We start from the raw sequence: 20,736 nt of genomic DNA on the forward strand, positions 1-20,736 counted from the left end.
AATGATAAGGTGTTGTGGCTAGTTTTCTATGCTTGAATATCAGCTTATCCGCAGTAAACGTAGAAAGACACTCAGCTTGCAAGTTAAGCATGGTCGAGTGACTGTACGTGCTCCTCATTATGTTAAATCAGCTTTCATTGATACTTTTATTCAAGAAAAGTCAGCTTGGTTACAAGCAAAGTTAGTTGAGCAACAAAGTATTGCTAAGTTTTGTGACTTTAGCCAAGGCGCAAGTTTGCTTTTTTTAGGCGAACAAGTAAGCCTTAATATAGGTACAGCAAAACAAGCGAGGGTTTTCTTTGCTGATAAACTAGTAACTGATACGGATTTATTGCGTATACAACAACCTGCATTCAGACAACTTAATGTTGTTATTAGTAATAGAGTCAGCACTAAACTAGCGAGCGATCTAGCAATAACTAAGCAGGTTAAAAAACAATTAGAAGCTTATTTTAAGCAGCAAGCGGAAAAACTTATTATTGAGCGCCTAGAAGTCATAAGTGAACGAACGTCTTTAACGCCAACAAAAGTAAATATTCGCCAATATCGAGCACGTTGGGGCAGTTGTAATAATCGCGGTGAAGTAAGTTTTAATTACTTTTTAATGATGACACCTTTATTTGTCATTGATTACGTTATTATTCATGAACTTTGCCATTTAGAATTCCTCAATCATTCTAAAAGCTTTTGGCAACTGGTTGAACAACACTCTCCTGATTATCAAAAAGCCAAGCAATGGCTTAGCCATCATCAATCACAATTATATTGGCTAAACCCTAGCTAAAGAATACAAAACACTCCAAGTTCCATGATCTTAATCACAGATTTAGACAAAGTGCCAACCATTAACTACACTTTCCCCAGTGCTCTTGAATTATAATCACTTTACTAACTATTTATCCTCTTTTAATTCAAGTTTGAAAAGGCATTGTGATGAAAATTAATTTACATAGTATCAAAATGATTACTGTTTATAGCAGTTCAGCAATACTCTCTCTCGCTTGTGCGTCATTTCTTGTTGGCGGTTAGTCTTCAGTTGACCATAAGATTGCTAAACTTGTAAGCGAAGCTTATTCGCTCTATATTTTTTAGTAGTTAATTTCATTGACTATTCACTTTAGTCGTCACTGAAAATCTATTATACCTTCAGCTTGAACCTGCTAGTTTTATCCTTATTAGCTCAGTAGCACAAAAAAAAGCAATTGTTGATTAACAATTGCTTTTTTTTAGGGTAAATTATCCTTAATAAAATAATAATATTTAAGGTCCTTTCTTGTATGAGTCCGTCTGTACTTATTTGTGATGATTCTAATATGGCTAGAAAGCAAGTGCTTAGAAGCCTCCCCGAGCAATGGAAAACCTCAGCTCAAACAGCAAACAATGGCGCTGAAGCCTTGACTCTGTTGCGTGATAATAGCATTGAAGTGTTATTTCTTGATCTTACTATGCCGGGTATTGATGGTATTGGTGTGTTACAAGGCATAAAAAAATTGAACCTTAACTGCAGTGTATTTGTTATTTCAGCGGATATTCAACCGGAAATGCAAGCTAAGGTGAAAGCTTTAGGGGCAAAAGAGTTTATACGTAAGCCGGTAAAACCCGATGTTTTAATCAACCACTTACAACAGCATGGCCTTTTATGAGTGAATTTCACCTAACTGAAGACCAGCAAGATTGCCTGCAAGAGTTAATAAATATTGCTATGGGTCAAGCAAGTGACCAACTTGCTCGTTATCTTGACACCTTTGTTTATTTGAAAGTACCAAGCATTGAAAGCATTGATGCAAAAGATTTATTACAAACCTTGAGTCAACAGCAAAATACTATGGCTGTAGTAAGCCAAGGTTTCTTTGGCTATGAAGGCATAAGGGGTGAGGCGCTACTTTCTTATCAAGAAGAAGATTCAGGTCGAATTGGTGATTTACTCGGTTATGAGCCTGATGAGTTATCACAGGATGAACAATTAATCGATATTAGCTCTATTTTAACAACCACTTTTTTGAATGTATTCGCTCGGCAAATAGACAACCAAATGTCTTATAATGCCCCTAAATTATTGCCAAGTGTGCAAAACTGTTTGTCAGAACATTTACAGGAAATGACCTTTAATTGGGACCTAGCGTTAAAAATAAATATAAATTATCAAGTCACTGATTATTCTTTTAATTGCAATATGATCTTATTGATCCCCGAAACCGCAATAATTAATATCAAAAAGGTACTCGACCGGATTTTAGCAGAGTTTTAATGTTAGATTTTAATGCGCTTACAAGCGAAAATAACACCAGCATACAGGCATTGTCTGGGACTGTGCTTAAACAAATAAATACGCAAATTTCCAATCAGATAAATACTGGGGTTTTGGTATTAGATGCTGAATTTAATATTGTGCTGTGGAATCGTTTTCTGCAAGTACATACAGATAAAGATGCCGCTAATATTATTGGTCAGTCTATATTTATTGCCTTCCCTGAATTGCCTGAACGTTGGTTAAGCCGAAAGTTAAGTGCTGTTTTACAGCTCAATACCCCAAGCTTTTGTTCTTGGCAACAAAGACATCACTTATTCGAACTACCTCACACTAGACAAATCACCACAGATAGTGAATTTATGGCTCAAAATTGTACTTTTTTGCCGATAGATACTGATTGCGAGCATAAACATATCTGCATCTTAATTGAAGATGTCACCGATGTATGTCATTACCAAGGCCAGTTACAAAAGACCTTAGCAGAGCTCGCTCAAATGAGCCGTATTGATGGATTAACCCAAATTTATAACCGTAGGCATTGGCAAGATTCACTGGTTCAAGAATATGCAAAGTCACGCCGACATAGCAAGAACCTTTCGCTGATAATGCTTGATTTAGATCACTTTAAGTTACTCAACGATAATTATGGTCATCAATGCGGTGATATGGTGTTAATTGAAATCAGTGCTTTAATTAGTTCTTTGCTGAGAGTTGAAGACATCTTTGGTCGTTATGGTGGGGAAGAGTTTGCCATTATTTTGCCTGAGACAAACTTAACCGGCGCGATGGAGCTTGCCCAGCGTATTTGCCATAGTATTGCAAAAGCCCCGTTACAATATAATGGTCAGGTTATCAAGGTAACAGTGAGTTTGGGTGTTGCCCCGCTTAGTAAGCAGACCTCTAGTTATGAAGAGTTGATAACTCATGCCGATTTAGCTTTATATCAAGCTAAAGCACAAGGGCGAAATCAAGTCTGTAGTGCCACTAACATGGCGACTGCTTAGTATAAATATCAGAGTCAGCTTTAATTTTATGCAAAACAACCGTTAAAAATAAGCTTTTATGCATAAATTATAACGTTTTATTTAATATTTATTGTTATTAATGATTGACAGATATCTTCACTTAAGGCACTTTAGAGTTATGAAAATAAGCAACAGCCACAATACCAATATTATTATTACCACCACCACCCTTATTAGGATGGCGGTCGCTGGCTAACGTGTAAAAAATAACAATTTTATCGAAGCCCGTGACCTGAAAAGGTTACGGGCTTTTTTATATTTACGATGAATAGTTTTAACTCTAAAGTTAATTGACGGCTAATAGCCAAACTGACAAAAGAGTTTCTCTTTATTGTTCTTTACCAAGGAAAAAAACATGCGTGTACTTAAATTTGGCGGCTCTTCATTAGCGTCGGCAGAGCGTTTTCGTCAAGTTGCCGATATTATCAAAGATAAAAGTAAATCTTCAAAAGTTGCGGTAGTTGTATCAGCGCCACAAGGTGTTACCAATCACTTAGTTGCCATGGCTGAAAATATTAGCGATGAAGCAAAGCTGGTAACCGATTTAGGTCACTTTAATCGCGCAATAACCACAATTATTGATGATTTATCAGCAAGTATTACAAATTTTAATAACCAGCATTGTAAGCAAGCCCTAACAAACTATGAACAGCAACTTGAACGTTATATGCAAGGGGCGACCTTACTAACCTATTGCCCTGCTCATATTCGTGCTCGTATTATTAGTACCGGTGAGCGCTTAAGCGTGGCAATACTTGATGCCGTGTTACAAGCTTATGGCTTGCAGGTTTCTTTATTAGCACCGGAAAAGTTCTTATATACTAATAATTCCTCACTGAACGCCGTGGCAGATTTAGTTTTATCGAAAGACAAATTCGCCAGTGAATACAATAAACTGAGCCAGGTGGCATTAATGCCGGGCTTTATTGGCGTAAATGCTGACATTAAGAATGGTATGCCACAAGTAACGACATTAGGGCGTAATGGCTCTGATTACTCGGCTGCGGTATTAGCCGTTTGTGCTGAAGCTGAGTGTTGTGAAATTTGGACGGATGTTGATGGTGTTTATAATGCCGATCCTCGTTATATCAAAGAAGCAAAGTTACTGGATTATTTATCGTATCAAGAAGCCATGGAACTATCATATTTTGGTGCCAGTGTTTTACACCCGAAAACCATAGGTCCAATTGCGCAATATCATATCCCTTGTTTAATTAAGAATACCAGTAACCCAAGTGCGCCAGGTACCTTAATTTCCAGTGAAAATGATCAACAAAAGCGTGTAAAAGCGATTTCTAATCTTGATGACCTAACTATGGTCAATGTTTCAGGACCTGGTATGAAAGGCATGGTTGGCATGGCGAGTCGTGTCTTTGCTACCATGAGTAGAGAAAATATCTCCTTAGTCTTAATAAGTCAGTCGTCCAGTGAGTATTGTATTAGTTTTTGTATTTACTCTAGTGATGCTGAGCTTGCTAAACAAAGCTTACAAGATGAATTTGAATTAGAGTTGTTAAATGGCTTACTTGAACCTTTATCGTTAAAGGGTGAGTTATCCATAGTGTCACTGGTGGGTGATGGTATGCATCACCAGCGCGGCGTAGCAGCTAAATTCTTTAGCTCATTAGCGCAAGCGCGAGTTAATGTAATTGCCATAGCGCAAGACTCCTCAGAGCGTAGTATCTCTGTTGTTGTTGAGCAAAGAAAATGTATGGATGCGATGAAAGTTAGCCATCAAAACTTCTTTTCTCACAAACCTACCATTGATGTGTTTTTAGTTGGCTGTGGTGTTGTTGGTAGCGAGCTTATCGCGCAAATTTCTCGTCAACAAACAAGCTTAAAAGAGCAAAATATCGTCTTGAAAGTTTATGGCATTGCTAACTCCAAAGGCATGGTTTTTGACAAAGAAGGTATTGATTTAAATAACTGGCAAGACGTTGTTGCTCAGGCAGAGCAAGCATTACCTGTTAATGTTGAGAACTTAAAAGCCTTTGTCCGCGATAATCATTTAATCAATCCGGTATTTGTTGACTCAACCTCTAATGAAGCGCTAGCAATGAGCTACGTCGATTATTTAGCGGAAGGTTTTCATGTGGTCACACCCAATAAAAAGGCCAATACAGATTCTTGGGAATATTACCAAAAACTACGTAGTACTGCCCAGCAAACTAATCGTCGTTTCTTATATGAAACAACGGTAGGTGCAGGTCTGCCGATTATTGATACTTTGCAAAGTTTAATTAAAGCTGGTGATGAATTACAACGTTTTGAAGGGGTATTATCAGGCTCTTTATCTTATATATTTGGCAAGCTTGAAGAAGGTATGTCGTTATCAGAAGCTACCGCCATAGCCAAGGAAAATGGTTTTACTGAGCCTGACCCTCGTGATGATTTAAGTGGTCTGGATGTTGCTCGTAAATTATTAATTATGGCCCGTGAATCGGGCATGCCATTAGAGTTATCTGATATCTCTATCGAGTCAGTATTACCCAGTGATTTTGATGATAGCGGTGATATCAGCGAGTTTATGACTAACTTAAGCAAGCTTGATAGTGACTTCGCTGAGCGTGTAGCCAGTGCAAAGTCAGCAGGTAAAGTATTACGTTATATCGGTAATATTGTTGATGGCAAGTGCCAAGTATCAATTGAAGCCGTTGGCACTGACCATCCACTTTATAGTATTAAAGATGGTGAAAATGCTTTAGCTATCCATAGTCGCTATTACCAACCGCTACCGTTTGTTTTACGGGGTTATGGCGCAGGCGCAGCCGTTACGGCCGCCGGTGTTTTTGGTGATTTATTAAGAACCTTAGCTTGGGAGCAACAACACTAATGTCTGTTAATAATACGAGTTCTTCAACAAGTGTCTCAGTTTTTGCTCCGGCTTCTATCGGCAATGTTAGTGTTGGTTTTGATGTCTTAGGACTAGCGGTAAAGCCTATTGATGGCACTTTATTAGGCGATGTTGTTACTGTATCGGCGACAACAGAAGAAAATAGCTTAACGGTGATCGGCAACTTTGCTAAAAAGTTGCCGAGTAATAAAGAAGATAATATTGTTTGGTCATGTTTATTACTTTTTAATGAACAATTAATAAAGGCAGGACAAACTCCCGTTAGTGTTGCGCTGACTTTAGATAAAAAAATGCCTGTTGGTAGCGGCTTAGGCTCAAGTGCCTGTTCAGTTGTTGCCGCGCTTGCCGCGTTAAATGCTTTTTATGCTAAATACCATGATTTTAGTTTTGCTAAAAATCTCATATTGAAAATGACCGGACAAATGGAAGGGAAAATTAGTGGCAGTATCCATTACGACAATGTTGCGCCTTGTTATTTAGGTGGTTTGCAATTAATGGTGCCGGATGAAAACGTCATCTCGCGCCTTTTACCAAGCTTCGATGATTGCTTCTACGTTATGGCCTATCCAGGCATAGAAGTATCAACTAAAGCTGCTCGGGAGGTTTTACCGACGGATTATAGTCGTAGTGACCTGATCTGTTTTGGCCAAAATTTAGCAACTTTTGTTGATGCCTGCCATCGTCAAGATAAGGACCAAGCCTTTTCTGTATTAACAGATGTTGTTGCTGAGCCATATCGCACAAATTTGTTACCAAGATATCAAACATCTCGCGACTATTTGACTGCACAAGGCGCTTTAGCCGTTGGTATTTCAGGCTCAGGACCGACACTATTTTGTATTTGTGATAGCGAGCAGCAAGCACAGCAATTTGCCCTATGGTTACAAGATAATTATTTACAAACAACCTTAGGCTTTGTGCACGTATGTAAAGTAGATAAAGTGGGTGCAACTGAGCTTTAGCTGATAGTTTAATAACGATTGGCATTAATCATATCTAAGTACTAAAGCTAAACAATTCAGTAACAGATTATAGGAATGACAGTGAAATATTATAATTTAAAAGAAAACGATGAACAGGTAAGTTTCTCCCAAGCAGTAAAGCAAGGCTTAGGTAAAAATCAGGGGCTATTTTTTCCTAGCACTATGCCTAAATTAGATAACATTGAAGCATTACTGGCACTGCCTTTAGTTGAACGTAGCGTTAAAATTTTACAACCCTTTGTGGGCGATGATTTAAGTAAAAGTGAATTAACAGAGATTGTTACCGACGCTTTTAACTTCCCCGCTTTATTACAACCTATTAGCCCTGACCGAGCTATTTTAGAGCTATTCCATGGTCCTACATTGGCGTTTAAAGATTTTGGTGCTCGCTTTATGGCGAAATGTTTACAAGTATTTGTTGCCAAAGATGCCAAAGCCAGTGGTGAAACTAAGCCTTTAACCATTTTAACGGCGACCTCTGGCGATACCGGTGCTGCCGTCGCTCATGCTTTTCATGGCATTGATAATATTCGTGTTGTTATCATGTATCCGAAAGGTAAAATCAGCTTACTACAAGAGAAAATGTTTACCACCCTAGGCGGTAATATTGAAACATTAGCCATTGAAGGTGATTTTGATAACTGTCAGGCGTTAGTTAAGCAATCTTTTGATGATAAAGAGCTGGCCAATACCATTGGCTTAAACTCAGCAAACTCAATTAATATCAGTCGATTGCTGGCGCAAGTATGTTATTACTTTGAAGCAGTAGCGCAATTATCTCGCGTAAAAAGTGATTTAAGTAACATAGTATTCTCTGTTCCAAGTGGTAACTTTGGCAACTTAACTGCGGGCTTATTGGCTAAAGCGATGGGTCTACCCATTAAGCGCTTTATTGCTGCAACTAACGATAATGATACTGTGCCACGTTACCTTGAAACAGGGGAATGGACAGTCAATAAAACCGTAGCGACTATTTCAAATGCCATGGATGTTAGTAATCCGAGTAACTGGCCACGAGTAGAACATATGCTGAAAAGCGGTATTGTTACACAAGGCTGTGTCAGCTCGGTATCTATTGACGAAGAGCAAACCCAATCTGCAGTCATTAAGCTGAGTAAGCTTGGTTATATCAGTGAGCCGCATGCGGCTGTTGCTTATAAAGCGCTACAATACAGTGCTGAGGAAGGGGAGTTTGGTATCTTTTTAGGCACAGCTCATCCGGCGAAATTTAAAGAAGTTGTAGAAAGTATTCTGGGTCAACCTATTGGCTTACCAAAAGAATTGGCAGATTGTGTCGGCGAGCCTATTTTATCGAAAGATCTCTCGACCGACTTTAGTGATTTACGTAGTTATCTTCTAGCGTAGCCGGGTAAGTAGTATCATTTAGTATTGTTTTATAATGCTTAATAATATAAAAATAAAGTAAACTAAGAAAAGCTATCACTTTAGGTGATGGCTTTTTTTTAGCTTTTAATTTCGGGCATTAATTCTAAGTCCTAACTCCAGGTATTATCATGATCAAACCCCAATGGCAGCAGTTACTTAACCGTGAAGCTAACAAAGAATACTTTCAAACACTGACCAGTGAAATAACAAATCAAAGATCGGCTGGCATTCTAATTTACCCGGCTGAAGAGGCGGTGTTTAATGCCTTTAATCATGTTGATTTAAACGATGTTAAAGTGGTTATTCTTGGTCAGGATCCTTATCACGGAAAGGATCAGGCCCATGGTTTAGCCTTTTCAGTACAAGCGGGTATTAAAGTGCCGCCATCACTGGTGAATATATATAAAGAGTTGGTAACGGATATCAAGGGCTTTAATACACCCAAACATGGTTGTTTAAGCGATTGGGCAGAGCAAGGCGTTTTATTGTTAAATACCGTGTTAACCGTGCAGCAAGCAAATGCTCACTCACATGCAAAACTTGGTTGGGAAACGTTTACTGAACAAGTGATTAATGAATTAAATGAACATAATAGCGGCTGTGTTTTTATTCTTTGGGGAGCGCATGCGCATAAAAAAGGTAAAAATATCAATCAAGATAAACACCTTGTTTTATCCGGTCCACATCCTTCACCACTGTCTGCTTATCGAGGTTTTTTTGGTTGTCAGCATTTTTCAAAAGCGAATGCTTGGTTAACAAAGCAGGGAATTAAGAAAATTGATTGGCAATTACCCCTTGATGTTTCACTTGATGGTGGCTAAAGATTCGCTTCTTCGAGTAACAGCACCGGTGAAAATTACCGGTGAAAACCTCTGTAAATAACTATCACTAGGTATATGCACTAATAAAGTCTGATTAGAGGCTCAACTAGCAATAGTTAAAATTTTTTAATTGAAGTGAGTCTGCTATATTTTAATTAGGGGCTGTTGATCTTTCAGTTTATAGCGCTGTTGTCTTGAAAAAGAGGGTACTCGAGGCGCTTAATGTAATGTTTGGTTGTTCCAAATGCACATTAAGCAACAAAGAGTAACGCTTTTTCAAGACAACCCGAAGGGCTATAGCTAATTTTCAAGCTAACATCGTTGAAAATCGTTAAAGTAGAGTGACTACATAACACTCTTTTCGCCTTGGTATCTTAAAAATTAGCCTATAGCAGAGACTAAAATGAAAGATCAACAGCCCCTTGATATTACTTAATACAATCAACAGGAATAATAATGAGTGTAGATTTTACCCAATTTGATGAGTCGGCTATCGTTATACTCAAAGTATTAGCGCAGCATTTTCCTATGCCGACTGAAATTGGCTTTAATGATGTATTTCCGGACGCTGAGATTGATGCCAATAAACGCGCAGCTCATATAGGCACACTGGCCTTTTTACGCCATGAAGACATTATTGCCCATGAGGTAGGGAGTGCCTCATCTTTTATCCTTACTCAAGCAGGGCTAGCGTTATTTAATGAAGACATCTTTAAACACTTAGCTGAGCAACTTAATGATGATGGTAATAATATTTAGCTTTATCATTTAAAACATTCCTAAATATAACTAGATATCGCTTCACCTCACAATGTTAGCCTTGACTATTAAAGTGAATAATCATCTCAGCGGCTTCACAATGACAATCATGACCACATAAAACGCAATCATAACCTTGCCTACTGTCTTCATTCCATTTATCTGGGTGTGACTTTATTAGTTTTCCACCGCACTTACTGAAATAGGACACCGCACTATTATTAGGGCTTTGTTTCCATAAATGACTTATACCTGCTTGAGCACCTTGCTGTTGTGCGGCTTCGATGGCAAGTTTGAGCAGTTGTTTACCTATGCCTAAACCGCGGTATTTTTCATCAACGGTATTACATTTAAAGTAACAACACTTTTGACTATCAACTTGCCATAACGCGGGACTGCACCATTGATCTATTGACCATTGGTTGGCTGAATAGGTGCTACGAAAGCCAACAAGTTTATTATCGAGTAAAGCGACAAAACTACAGTTAATAGCATTTACTATGCCTTTATTGGTCCACTGTTTTATTTTTTCATCATCTAAATAACCCTCACCGTGCACTTGATTGGCTAGGATTATCACTTGTGAAAAATAGACTGAGGTTAAAGGTAAATAGCGAATAGTATCTTGGTTGTTGGTCATAGAACTTCTTAAGGCACTTAATTGATTACTCTAGGCTAAGATAGCAAACCTGCGAGTAAGTTGCAGCTAAGTTTCTAGGTAAGAGCCTAGTTAAGTTCCTAAGTAAGCACCGGCTATAATTCCAGCTAGACTTCAGGAATAAAATTCTAGCTGGAATTATAGCCGGTAGTTTCAGTGTGAAAATTTAAACACTCAGCAGAATTTAATTAGTCTAAGCGGTTTAAACGTTCACCTTGCTTAAAGGCACTAATGTTCTCGCTCAATAAATTAATGAGTCGCATTTGTGCTTCAATACTTGCCCAGGCAATATGAGCTGTTACTTTCAAATTGTCTAGCTTACTACTCAATAATATGTGCTCTGCGGGCGGTGGCTCCTGGCTCAAAACATCGAGTACAGCATAAGAAATTTCTTTATTCTTTAAAGCAGTAACTAAAGCTAGCTCATCAATGAGTGCGCCGCGGGCCGTATTGATTAACACCGCAGTATTTTTCATAGTCGATAAAACTTCTGCATTAATAAGGTTTTCTGTTTCAGCGGTTTGTGGGCAATGTAAACTAATAATATCCGCCTGCGCTATTAGCTTATCAAAAGCAATCCGGCCTGTTCTAACAGCTGTTGCCTTTGGTCGCTCACTAATGAGTACCTGCATATTAAATGCCTGTGCAATTGCGGCAACGGCTTTACCTAAATTACCGTAACCAATAATACCGAGAGTTTTACCCGCTAACTCACTAAAGCCATTACCGTGATAGCAAAAAGCAGCGCTTGTTGACCATAAACCCTGTGCAGTGTTGTTATTGTGATGGCTGGTTTGTTGAAAATACTCGAGTAATTGAGCAAAAACGTATTGAGCAACTGATTGCCCGGCGTAACCACTAACATTAGTGACGGCAATATTTAAATCCCTAGCGGCACCAATATCGACATTGTTATAACCCGTAGCGCTGATACAAATAAGCTTTAACTTAGGTAAGGTCGATAAAATTTCAGCCGTTAATTGTACTTTATTGGTAATAATAATTTCAGCGTCTAGGCAACGGGTGAGCACTTCAGCAGGGGAGGTCTTGGCATAACAGTTTAATTTAGTAACTTGTTGTTCAATGATTGAAAAGTCAATGGCAGAGCTGAAAGTGTCTTTATCTAGAAATACCGCGCGCATGTATGTACTCAATGGTTTTAGTGGATTAGTTCTGGTGTTTTTATGGCTGTAAAAAAATAAGCTAGCGAGTATAGTTAAGACTCGTTAGCTTAGTGTAAATTACCTTAGCCGGGTCGACCATCTTTTCTTGCGTTCATTAACATAGGTGCATAGCCAACAATAAATATAACGAATGCGCCAATCCATAACCCACCACTGATATCAATAAAAAGTAAGGTTTTATCAGGTAATCCCCAAGGGCCGAAAGTACGCACCAGTGCTGCTAAACTAATAAGGATAAAAGCTAGAGTCATCGATTTTGGAGCTGTTAGTGGGCGGCCGGTATGACCTAAAGAAACCCGTGAAATCATCGCTAAAATTAAACCGCCAATCCCGCCAATAGTGAGTAAATGCCAAACATGGTTACTTGGTACTTCAGGGATTAAATAACTTAGTCCGAGAACAAATAAACCAAAGCAGATAAATTTCATCGCGCCGTGAAGGGACCATAGAAGTGGCACGTTTAAGGTGATCCAAGGTCGCCATCTTAACCAACGCATAGTTTGAAATATGCTGGCAATAATAAGTAAGACACCAAAAAAGACTGCAGAAAAACCAACTAAAGGCTGTAACAGTAAACTGAACATGGCAATTGCTAAACTGCCATTGGCCGCTTTATCTAACCAAGGTAACGGCGTTGCTTTCGGGGTTTTTGTACCGTTTGCAGTAAACATAGGAGCAACACGACCAGCCATTACCGACATTAAAAAGGTTACTAACATAACCCCAGCATAACCAGAGTAAACGCTGTTAAATGTCTCAGGGTATGCTATTGCTAGGTGCATCTCTAAGTTAGCGACAGTAAATAAGGCTAACAAGGGGACAAAAAACAAATTCCGGTACTGTTTGATAGCAATAATAGGTTTTGCCAAGACAAAGGCAACGGTAGGCAGAAAGGCTAAGTCAATTATGCTGGTAAGAGTTGTGCCCAGTAAGTCAGGTACTAGCAGCACGGTGCGCCCTGCTAGCCAAAGTAAGAAGAGAGCTAAAAGGGTATTTCCTTGAGCACCTCGTACGCCAGTCCAGTTCTGTACAGCTGTTAATAAAAATCCAGCAATGATGGCACCACCAAAACCAAAAATCATTTCATGAATATGCCACCAATAACCACCACCTAAGGGAGATAAGCTAATGGCGCCCTTATAGATTAATAACCAAAGCGTAACGGCGAAAACGCTAAAGAGGGCGCCGCTAAGAAAAAAGGGCCGAAAGCCTAAGCGTAATAGCGGCGGTATTTTTTGTTCAGTTTTTAAATCGGTGATTTGCATCATATCTGTGCCTTATATACATCTAAGATGATTACGACAATATTGTTATTTAGAATTGTAATGAATAGTGACAGCCGATGCCTGAAATAGATCAATGAAAAGTGAATTACTTGGCTTAAATATTTGAGCTTAAGCCATTAAGTGTTGATAGCTTAAGCTCGTTATGAGTTAAAATTTAACTCATAACTCATAACTCATAACTCATAACTCATAAACCAAAAACCTTAGTATTAATGTTGTAGAACAAATTTCTTCACTTGGCTGATAGAAGCCGCGCCCACTTGTGTAGCCACTAACTCGCCATTATTCATCAATAATAAGGTTGGAATACCTCGAATACCAAACTTAGCCATCAATTCTTGACTATTGTCAGCATTAATTTTGACAACTTTAATGTCATCATGTTCTTGGGCAATTTGCTCGACTACTGGTGCTAACATTTTGCATGGTGCGCACCAGGGGGCATAAAAATCTATTAATACTTTTCCCTTTGCTTGTTCTACTTCTGGAGTAAATTGCTCTGCTGAAATCTCGGTAACTTTTATTAATGTCTCTATGTTCATGGTGTACTCCATTCTATTGCTGTTGGTATTGCTATTGGTAATTAAGGATTAATTAGTAAGGGCAGTGTACTTAAGTTGTAATTACTTAATTAGATGTGTTTAATGGGAATCATTGTTCTAAAAATGAAACAATATCGGGTAAAGGTAAGATAAATATGAAATTGAGCAATTTAGATGATTTACATTTATTTGTGACTTTAGTGGAAGCTGGCTCGTTTACCTTGGCGGCAAAGACTTTAGGCATAGCAAAATCGAAATTAAGTCGACGCCTAGTGCAGCTTGAGAACGAATTAGGTTGTGATCTTCTTATTCGTACCACACGAAAACAATCACTTACTGAGAGTGGTCGCTTACTTTTTTGTGCGAGTAAAGAGCATATAGAGGCTTTATCTCGAGTAGAAGAAGAGCTCTATTCCTCATTAAAACAAGTTCAAGGTAAGCTCAATATTTTATTACCTTTAGAGTTTTTTAATACCATCATTAGTAATTTAATTGGCGATTTTTTACAGCGCTATCCTAAAATAAACTTACATTGTCAGCACTATTCAGGCGCAGTGCCAGAATTTGATCCTAAGTTTGATCTCTGTTTTGTTTTGCATGAGCAGGCATTGCCAGCATCAAACTGGATTGCAAAGGAGTTGCTAAGTTTTCCGCAATCTATATACCTTTCGCCGCAACTGGCCGCTGACCTAGCGATTAAACCGCTAATGACAGGGCGAGCTAAGCCAGAGCAACTGGCTCAATTTGACTGTATTTTAGCGGAAGAAGATCAGCCTTGGCACTTTCGAAATGCTGATAAAATTGAACAGGTTAATGTTAAAGGTAAGCTGATACTTTCTAGTCCTGAAATGCGTCTTCGAGCAGCAGAACAAGGTTTAGGCTTATGTAAACTACCTGACTATGTGCTAAATAACTATGCCTTAAAGGATAATGTCCTAAAAAATAATGGCCAAAAACAGAGTTTACAACGATTAGCATTGAGCCAAGAGAGTGTTGCCCAACGCCTAAGTGTACTTTATCAAAGTCGTAATATTGCCAGTAAAACCCGAACCTTTTTAGATTACTTTCAAAGTAATGTTGGGCAATTATTGTAAAGGTGTTGGCAGTTCTCGCTGCTACTTTGCCACGGGCACTCGCGGTTGCTATGATGTCGCATCTTTTTCCAATGAAAAACTATTGAATTTTATGTCAACAATGCCTCTTGAACGAATTACCGTCGAACCTAAATCGCCAGCTACTTCCTGTGTTATCTGGTTACATGGTCTGGGTGACTCTGGTGCCGGTTTTGCTCCTATTGTGCCGGTATTAGCTTTGCCAGAAAATCACGGTATTCGCTTTGTATTTCCTCATGCACCAGAGCAAGCTGTAACCATTAACCAAGGTTATGTAATGCGATCTTGGTATGATATCAAAAGTATGGATTTGCATAACCGCGCCGATATGGCCGGTGTACTTGAGTCTGAAAAACGTGTGCAAGCGTTAATCCAAGAACAAATAGATTTAGGTATAGCCTCGAAAAATATTGTCTTAGCTGGCTTTAGCCAAGGCGGCGTATTGAGTTTATTTACCGGTTTACGCTTTTCGCAAAGTTTAGCGGGTATTTTGGCATTATCTTGTTATTTACCAACGGCAGATAAACTGCCCGAGCAATGTCATAGCTCTAACCTAGCGACGCCTATTTTACAAAATCATGGTGAGCGAGATGATGTGGTACCACTGAGTGCTGGTAAAATGGCAAATACCTTGCTAACCGCTGCTAAATATAAGGTGACTTGGCAAACTTATCCTATGGAACACTCGGTATTACCAGAGCAACTTAAAGACATATCCGCTTGGTTACAAGACCGATTGCTTGCTCGCTAGTTATTAGCTAGCCTTGTTTAGGCTGTAATCGGTCTAGTCACGGCAAAAAGTCACAGTAAAAAATGATGGTTAATTGTTACTGGATAAAAAACAGTCTTAGGAGTAGCAACTTATAGCTTTTTTTAACAAACGGACAGATAGAATCGGAAGGTGATTTATGCACAGCGTTAAAGTACAAAACGGCACTGAAAAGCCAGTGAAGGCAATAAAGGTAACGCAGATTACTCATTGGTTTACTCGCCAGCTCTTTAGCGTTGCTAACGTATTAAAGATAATCACTTTACTGGCGCTGTGTCTTTTTATTTATAACAAATCGACCCAATCTCAACAAGAAAATGATGATAGTTTGGCCTATCTTGCCAGCCCTAAAATCGATGATATATATTTTTTAGATTTTAGGGTGCTTAGTGACGCACTAAGGCCAAAAGAGAAATACCGCATTGCTAAGGTGGTCGATATTACTGGCGATACAGTGACGCTACTTTATGGCAATATGTTTTACTTACGCCAACAATCGTTAAAAGATAGTATCCACTACGGCCAGTTAAGATATAAAGGTTATTTTGAGTCCAAACGTTATGACTTAACCCTAACGCAGTTAAAAGCCATGCATGACTCCGCGGCCATTTATATGATTAAAAGGCCGGATCTAAATATGTTGTACGGAAATTATATCAATGATCCTAAGCCTGAACAGACTACTAAGCGTTACATTCCCGGTAAGCGAGAAAACCTCGAAGGGTTAAGTTTCCTAAAAGCTAGTTACTTAGAAAATAGTTTAGAACAAGCTTTTGAGCGGTTAAGCCGCTCAGCCCAGTTAGGTTTTGCCCAAGGGCAAGTTAATTTGGCGCAAATGTACTTAAACGCTCAATATGTTGATAAAGATCTTAGCCAAGCTATGTATTGGTTTAAACAAGCCGCACTGCAAAGTGATAAGGCTGGAGTGCTTAAATACGTCATAGTTTGTCGGCAGGTGAGTTATTGCCAAGAGGGAGACTTTTATCAAGAGTTAAGCAATGCTGGCGTAAATATTAAAGTGAGATCACTAGACTTTAAGCTTAACTAGCACATTTAAAGTTAAGCACTTTTCTTAACTACCTACTTCTTTAATTAATTGGCACTCTCATTACTTTTATAGAGTAGAAAGTCACACTTGCCTAGTGTGACTTACTTCTTAGTTATTTACTTCGTTAATCTACACGATATGACTCAGCGACCAAGTGATGACGGTTTAGTAGCTTATAAAACTCGGTCCGATTACGCTGAGCAATTCGTGCTGCTTGTGAGACATTTCCGGCAGTGATTTTTAATAGTTTGGATAAATAATCCCGCTCAAAATGATCTCGCGCCTGTTGAAAAGAAGGGAATTGAGTAGAATCATCACGCAGGGCATTTTTCACTAAAGTTGCACTGATAACATTTTCACTTGATAACGCCACGCTTTGCTCGACCACGTTTTGCAGCTGTCTGATGTTACCTGGCCAAGGGGCACTAATCAGTAATTCCATCGCTTCTTGGCTGATGCTTTTTATCGGCATATTGGAACGAGCAACTGCTTGGGTTAAGAAGTATTGTACTAACAAGGGGATATCTTCCCGTCGCTGGACTAGGGTCGGCAACTCCAACTCAACAACATTGAGTCGGTAATACAAATCTTCTCGAAAGGTATTGGCTTTTATGGCTTTAGTTAAATTAACATGGGTTGCCGAAATGATGCGTACATCAACTTTTATTGCTTGGGTACTTCCTACCGGTCTAACTTCTCTTTCTTGCAGCACTCGCAAAAGTTTTACCTGAAAGCTCAGTGGCATATCGCCAATTTCATCGAGAAATAAAGTGCCGCCATCGGTTGCTTGAAATAAACCTTGATGATTGCGCTCAGCGCCAGTAAAAGCACCTTTAACGTGACCAAATAATTCAGACTCGAGTAGTTGTTCGGGAATTGCTGCACAGTTTATCGCGGTAAAAATCTGATCTTTTCTGTTACTGGCTTGATGAATTGCTTTAGCTAACAGCTCTTTACCGGTACCACTTTGGCTGTGAATGAGCACACTAAAATCACTGTTGGCAACTTTTTTAGCTTGTTGTAATAACGAGGTCATTACCGTGCTGCGGCTAATAATATTATTGCGCCAAAGCTCGGTTTCACAAGTTTGTTCACCACTCGATGGTTGTAAACGTATGGCTTGCTCAACAGTGTCTAGCAATTCTTGGCTTTCAAAAGGCTTAGTTAAAAAACTAAATACCCCTTGTTTAGTGGCATTAATTGCATCGGGAATTGTGCCGTGGGCAGTCATGATCACTACCGGGATATTAGGGTGTTGTACTCTAATTTGTTCGAACAAAGCCATGCCATCCATGCCTTCCATGCGTAAATCGCTAATGACCACTTGCGGAATGAAGTGTTGTAATGTGCCTAAAGCTATTTTTGCATTGGCGGCGGATTCTACGTTATAGCCAGCAGCGGATAGACGAATACTGAGTAAACGTAAAAGGCTAGGGTCATCATCGACAATAAGGATTTTGGCTGCATGTTTGGCTGTTTTTTTGGTAATGTTTTGAGTGTTTAGGCTCATAAATTTCTCTCTTAGGGCTTAGCCACGCTCATTAATATTCTGGTCAATTTTCTTTAATAATATCAGCTGTTGTTTTACCCGCTTTAATTGGCTTTCTAATTGTGCAATTATCGCGTGATGTTCATCGCTCTGCTTATTAAATTTCTTACTAGCCTGAGCTTGTTTTTCAAGTAAATGCAGCTGAGTATTCAGTTGATCTCTAAGTAGCATGGTAAAGGCTAGGTTCTCTTTACTCATGTTATTGCTGACTAATAAATGTTCATTGAGCAGTCGTTTAGCTTTATAGGGTTGATGAAGCGGGCTATTGGCTAAACTATAAATTAAAATAAGCTTACCTTGGCTAGGATCTACGTCGTTTACTGTATTGTTTAATCTATTGTTTAATCTATTGTTTAATCTATTGTTTAGTAAAGCTTGTTGTTTATGTTCTTCGGTCAAAACCTGCTTTTTGTTTAAGGTTGTTAACCATAAATAATAATTACTATAACTGACCACATTATGAGTTTTATCGGCCGGCGTAGTCATCTGGCAGGCGCTTGATAAACTGCCTATTAGCATGATAAATATGATTGAAAAGTGTTTTTTTCTATTACTAAAAAACACTGCTTTAGCGGTGTTTATGGTGGCGGTTAAACTAAGGTTATTTGTTTTCATAATTCAATATCTGTTTGCGTAATAGGCAAGGTGATGGTGACACAAGCACCGCTGTTATTACCGGCGTTTAATTTTTCTGCCTGGCTTATCTTGATGCTGCCATTAAGGCGAAGTAATAGCTCTTTGACTATGGTAAGCCCTAAACCACTGCCTTTTATTAGGCTATTTTCAGGTGCTTTTCCTTGATAGAAAGCATCAAATACTTTATCGGTTAGCGATGATTCTATTCCTGGACCTTGATCAATAATGTTAATGGTTAAGCACTCCTTGCTACTGCTATACGTTATGGTGATATTACCGTTTATCGGCGAATACTTTATCGCATTCGACAGAATATTATCTAGAATTACACTCAGTTGCTTACTATTACTGTAAATAAAGTAGGGATTGTTATTGTACTTTAAGGTTAAATATTTAGACTTAATGTCGAGCTTTCTTAACTTACAGGCATCGCTAATCAGTTCCGCTAGATTTATTTTTTCTAGACCATGCAAGCTGGTTGAATCCAACACAATATTAAAGTCGAGTAAGTCTTCAATTAATCGTTGTAAACGATTTACACTTGTACGAATAATATCGCAAATTTCTTGTTGTTCGTCGTTGAGCGGGCCAACGCTATTATCATAGATAAGTTCAGTGCCTTCTCTAATTGCCGCTAACGGTGTTTTTAATTCATGGGATATATGGCGAATAAAGCTCGATTTTTGTAATTCTAAGCTATGAAGACGTTGCCGCATGTTCTCTAAAGCATCTGCTATTGCTCTTACTTCGGCAGGGCCATGTAAGTTGATTTCTTGTTCAAAATTACCTTGCTCTAATAATTGAATTTTATCAGTGAGTCGTTTTAATGGTTGGGTAATTAGGATGATAAATATACCGGCAATTAATAGGGTGACAGGAATAATATACAAGCGTTCAAGGATGCTATCGCTAATGTTTTCTGTGGTGTGGTATATGTCCAACACTTGCTGATTAACAACAAAGTTGCTGCGTTTTTCCAGCTCTTTACTTATAAAATGTAATTGCTTAAATTCTGCTTGGACCTGATCTAATGATAGTGACATTGCACTGTCACTAGCCATCAAGGCTTGTATGCGCTCACTTTCAATTTGTAATGAGCTTAATAATTCTTTTAATACTATATCTTGCTGCATTAATACGGTTGCTTGAATTATGTCAGCTAATACTTCTTGATGGCGATTAAAAGCAGTATGTAATTCATCATCTTTAAGCACGATAAATTGACTGGCATAGCGCTCCACTTTAGCAATAGTGTCCTCAAGCCTACTATTGAGCTGGGTTAATTGCGCAACATGATATATAGCACTGGTACTTTGTTTGGCTAACAAACTGACCTTATTGGCACTAAAAAGTAAAGCCATCACTAAAGGCATAGCGACAAAGGTAAAACCAAGTAAGGTCAGTTTATTAATGGATACCCTGTTAAGTATTGACTGACTAAAAATATAAAGCGAAAACAGCAGCTTGCTTAATATCGTTTTACTTTTTCTTAGCTTGTTTAGGTAATCCATGAAATTTAGTCTGAACTCTACGGCAGTGAATAAATCTGCAACTACTTTGTCTGAAAAATAAAACAAAAACAAGGGTGTCTTTATTTTGAGACAGTTACTGTCTCTGCCTAGTATTATTTTAAGTTATTGTATTTATTGGTTTTGTAGCTGAGTGTTACTTATGAGTAGTGATTGTTAGTCATTAATATTTTATTTTGTTGCTATATGGCGACGGTTTTGATTGGTTTTGCGGGCAAGGTAATCACTGTTTATTTATAAAAGCCTATTAAATCAATGTGATAATAAATGTGGCACGCTGTGTGCTATTCCTCAATCGATAATGAATTCAATCAGCGCTAATGAACGCTTTAATAGTTAAAAGA

At 38.5% G+C, this 20,736-nt stretch carries 19 protein-coding genes; 12 read left to right on the forward strand and 7 right to left on the reverse strand.

Annotated elements, in window-relative coordinates; genetic code table 11:
• Nucleotides 1–28 precede the first annotated feature (28 nt).
• The 9 genes from HRT55_RS07060 to HRT55_RS07100 all read left to right on the forward strand — a co-directional run bounded on the left by HRT55_RS07060 (nucleotide 29) and on the right by HRT55_RS07100 (nucleotide 10,079).
• Complete coding sequence (locus HRT55_RS07060; protein WP_291619923.1) at nucleotides 29–784, forward strand: M48 family metallopeptidase; 756 nt, start codon at nucleotides 29–31, stop codon at nucleotides 782–784.
• 493 nt (nucleotides 785–1,277) lie between these two features.
• On the forward strand, nucleotides 1,278–1,643 hold the full coding sequence (locus HRT55_RS07065) for a response regulator (RefSeq protein ID WP_291619925.1): 366 nt from the start codon (nucleotides 1,278–1,280) through the stop codon (nucleotides 1,641–1,643).
• Nucleotides 1,640–2,248 (forward strand): chemotaxis protein, encoded by a 609-nt coding sequence (locus HRT55_RS07070; RefSeq protein WP_291619927.1) that lies wholly within the window; start codon nucleotides 1,640–1,642, stop codon nucleotides 2,246–2,248. Before HRT55_RS07065 ends, HRT55_RS07070 begins: the two co-directional genes overlap by 4 nt.
• Nucleotides 2,248–3,255 carry a GGDEF domain-containing protein gene (locus HRT55_RS07075; RefSeq protein WP_291619929.1) on the forward strand — a complete coding sequence of 336 codons (1,008 nt, stop codon included), beginning with the start codon at nucleotides 2,248–2,250 and terminating at the stop codon, nucleotides 3,253–3,255. Before HRT55_RS07070 ends, HRT55_RS07075 begins: the two co-directional genes overlap by 1 nt.
• Before the next feature lie 376 nt (nucleotides 3,256–3,631).
• Nucleotides 3,632–6,109, forward strand: coding sequence for a bifunctional aspartate kinase/homoserine dehydrogenase I (gene thrA, locus HRT55_RS07080; protein ID WP_291619931.1), 2,478 nt, complete (start codon nucleotides 3,632–3,634; stop codon nucleotides 6,107–6,109).
• Nucleotides 6,109–7,092 carry a homoserine kinase gene (gene thrB / locus HRT55_RS07085; RefSeq protein ID WP_291619933.1) on the forward strand — a complete coding sequence of 328 codons (984 nt, stop codon included), beginning with the start codon at nucleotides 6,109–6,111 and terminating at the stop codon, nucleotides 7,090–7,092. The genes thrA and thrB overlap by 1 nt, the downstream gene beginning before the upstream one ends.
• Nucleotides 7,093–7,173: 81 nt before the next feature.
• Entirely contained in the window at nucleotides 7,174–8,478 is a 1,305-nt protein-coding gene (thrC, locus tag HRT55_RS07090; protein WP_291619935.1) for a threonine synthase, read from the forward strand.
• Between the two features lie 149 nt (nucleotides 8,479–8,627).
• Nucleotides 8,628–9,320 carry a uracil-DNA glycosylase gene (gene ung / locus HRT55_RS07095; RefSeq protein WP_291619936.1) on the forward strand — a complete coding sequence of 231 codons (693 nt, stop codon included), beginning with the start codon at nucleotides 8,628–8,630 and terminating at the stop codon, nucleotides 9,318–9,320.
• Between the two features lie 456 nt (nucleotides 9,321–9,776).
• Nucleotides 9,777–10,079 carry a hypothetical protein gene (locus tag HRT55_RS07100; protein WP_291619937.1) on the forward strand — a complete coding sequence of 101 codons (303 nt, stop codon included), beginning with the start codon at nucleotides 9,777–9,779 and terminating at the stop codon, nucleotides 10,077–10,079.
• A 55-nt stretch (nucleotides 10,080–10,134) separates the two neighbouring features.
• Here the strand turns inward: HRT55_RS07100 and HRT55_RS07105 are convergent, their stop codons facing one another.
• From HRT55_RS07105 to trxA, 4 genes are all read right to left on the reverse strand, one after another.
• Complete coding sequence (locus tag HRT55_RS07105) at nucleotides 10,135–10,719, reverse strand: GNAT family N-acetyltransferase (RefSeq protein ID WP_291619938.1); 585 nt, start codon at nucleotides 10,717–10,719, stop codon at nucleotides 10,135–10,137.
• Nucleotides 10,720–10,925: 206 nt separating this feature from the next.
• A complete protein-coding gene (locus HRT55_RS07110) occupies nucleotides 10,926–11,879 on the reverse strand; it encodes a D-2-hydroxyacid dehydrogenase (protein WP_291619940.1) in 954 nt (317 codons plus the stop codon).
• A 104-nt stretch (nucleotides 11,880–11,983) separates the two neighbouring features.
• On the reverse strand, nucleotides 11,984–13,189 hold the full coding sequence (locus tag HRT55_RS07115; RefSeq protein ID WP_291619942.1) for an NnrS family protein: 1,206 nt from the start codon (nucleotides 13,187–13,189) through the stop codon (nucleotides 11,984–11,986).
• A 227-nt stretch (nucleotides 13,190–13,416) separates the two neighbouring features.
• Nucleotides 13,417–13,761 carry a thioredoxin gene (trxA, locus tag HRT55_RS07120; RefSeq protein WP_291619944.1) on the reverse strand — a complete coding sequence of 115 codons (345 nt, stop codon included), beginning with the start codon at nucleotides 13,759–13,761 and terminating at the stop codon, nucleotides 13,417–13,419.
• Nucleotides 13,762–13,904: 143 nt separating this feature from the next.
• Between trxA and HRT55_RS07125 the strand changes: the two genes are divergently transcribed.
• From HRT55_RS07125 to HRT55_RS07135, 3 genes are all read left to right on the forward strand, one after another.
• Nucleotides 13,905–14,843: a LysR family transcriptional regulator gene (locus HRT55_RS07125; RefSeq protein WP_291619945.1), complete on the forward strand. Its 939-nt coding sequence runs from the start codon at nucleotides 13,905–13,907 to the stop codon at nucleotides 14,841–14,843.
• A gap of 91 nt (nucleotides 14,844–14,934) precedes the next feature.
• Nucleotides 14,935–15,612 (forward strand): carboxylesterase, encoded by a 678-nt coding sequence (locus tag HRT55_RS07130; protein WP_291620453.1) that lies wholly within the window; start codon nucleotides 14,935–14,937, stop codon nucleotides 15,610–15,612.
• 157 nt (nucleotides 15,613–15,769) lie between these two features.
• On the forward strand, nucleotides 15,770–16,678 hold the full coding sequence (locus HRT55_RS07135) for a sel1 repeat family protein (protein WP_291619947.1): 909 nt from the start codon (nucleotides 15,770–15,772) through the stop codon (nucleotides 16,676–16,678).
• A 124-nt stretch (nucleotides 16,679–16,802) separates the two neighbouring features.
• Here HRT55_RS07135 and HRT55_RS07140 read toward each other — a convergent pair whose 3' ends face one another.
• Genes HRT55_RS07140 through HRT55_RS07150 form a run of 3 tightly spaced genes read right to left on the reverse strand, consistent with a single transcriptional unit; the run spans nucleotide 16,803 to nucleotide 20,440 of the window.
• Nucleotides 16,803–18,188: a sigma 54-interacting transcriptional regulator gene (locus HRT55_RS07140; RefSeq protein ID WP_291619949.1), complete on the reverse strand. Its 1,386-nt coding sequence runs from the start codon at nucleotides 18,186–18,188 to the stop codon at nucleotides 16,803–16,805.
• Nucleotides 18,189–18,206: 18 nt separating this feature from the next.
• Nucleotides 18,207–18,842, reverse strand: coding sequence for a hypothetical protein (locus HRT55_RS07145; protein WP_291619951.1), 636 nt, complete (start codon nucleotides 18,840–18,842; stop codon nucleotides 18,207–18,209).
• Nucleotides 18,839–20,440: a HAMP domain-containing sensor histidine kinase gene (locus HRT55_RS07150; protein ID WP_291619953.1), complete on the reverse strand. Its 1,602-nt coding sequence runs from the start codon at nucleotides 20,438–20,440 to the stop codon at nucleotides 18,839–18,841. The genes HRT55_RS07145 and HRT55_RS07150 overlap by 4 nt, the downstream gene beginning before the upstream one ends.
• Between the last annotated feature and the right edge of the window lie 296 nt (nucleotides 20,441–20,736).

The organism is Colwellia sp. (assembly GCF_013214175.1).
Taxonomy (GTDB): domain Bacteria; phylum Pseudomonadota; class Gammaproteobacteria; order Enterobacterales; family Alteromonadaceae; genus Colwellia.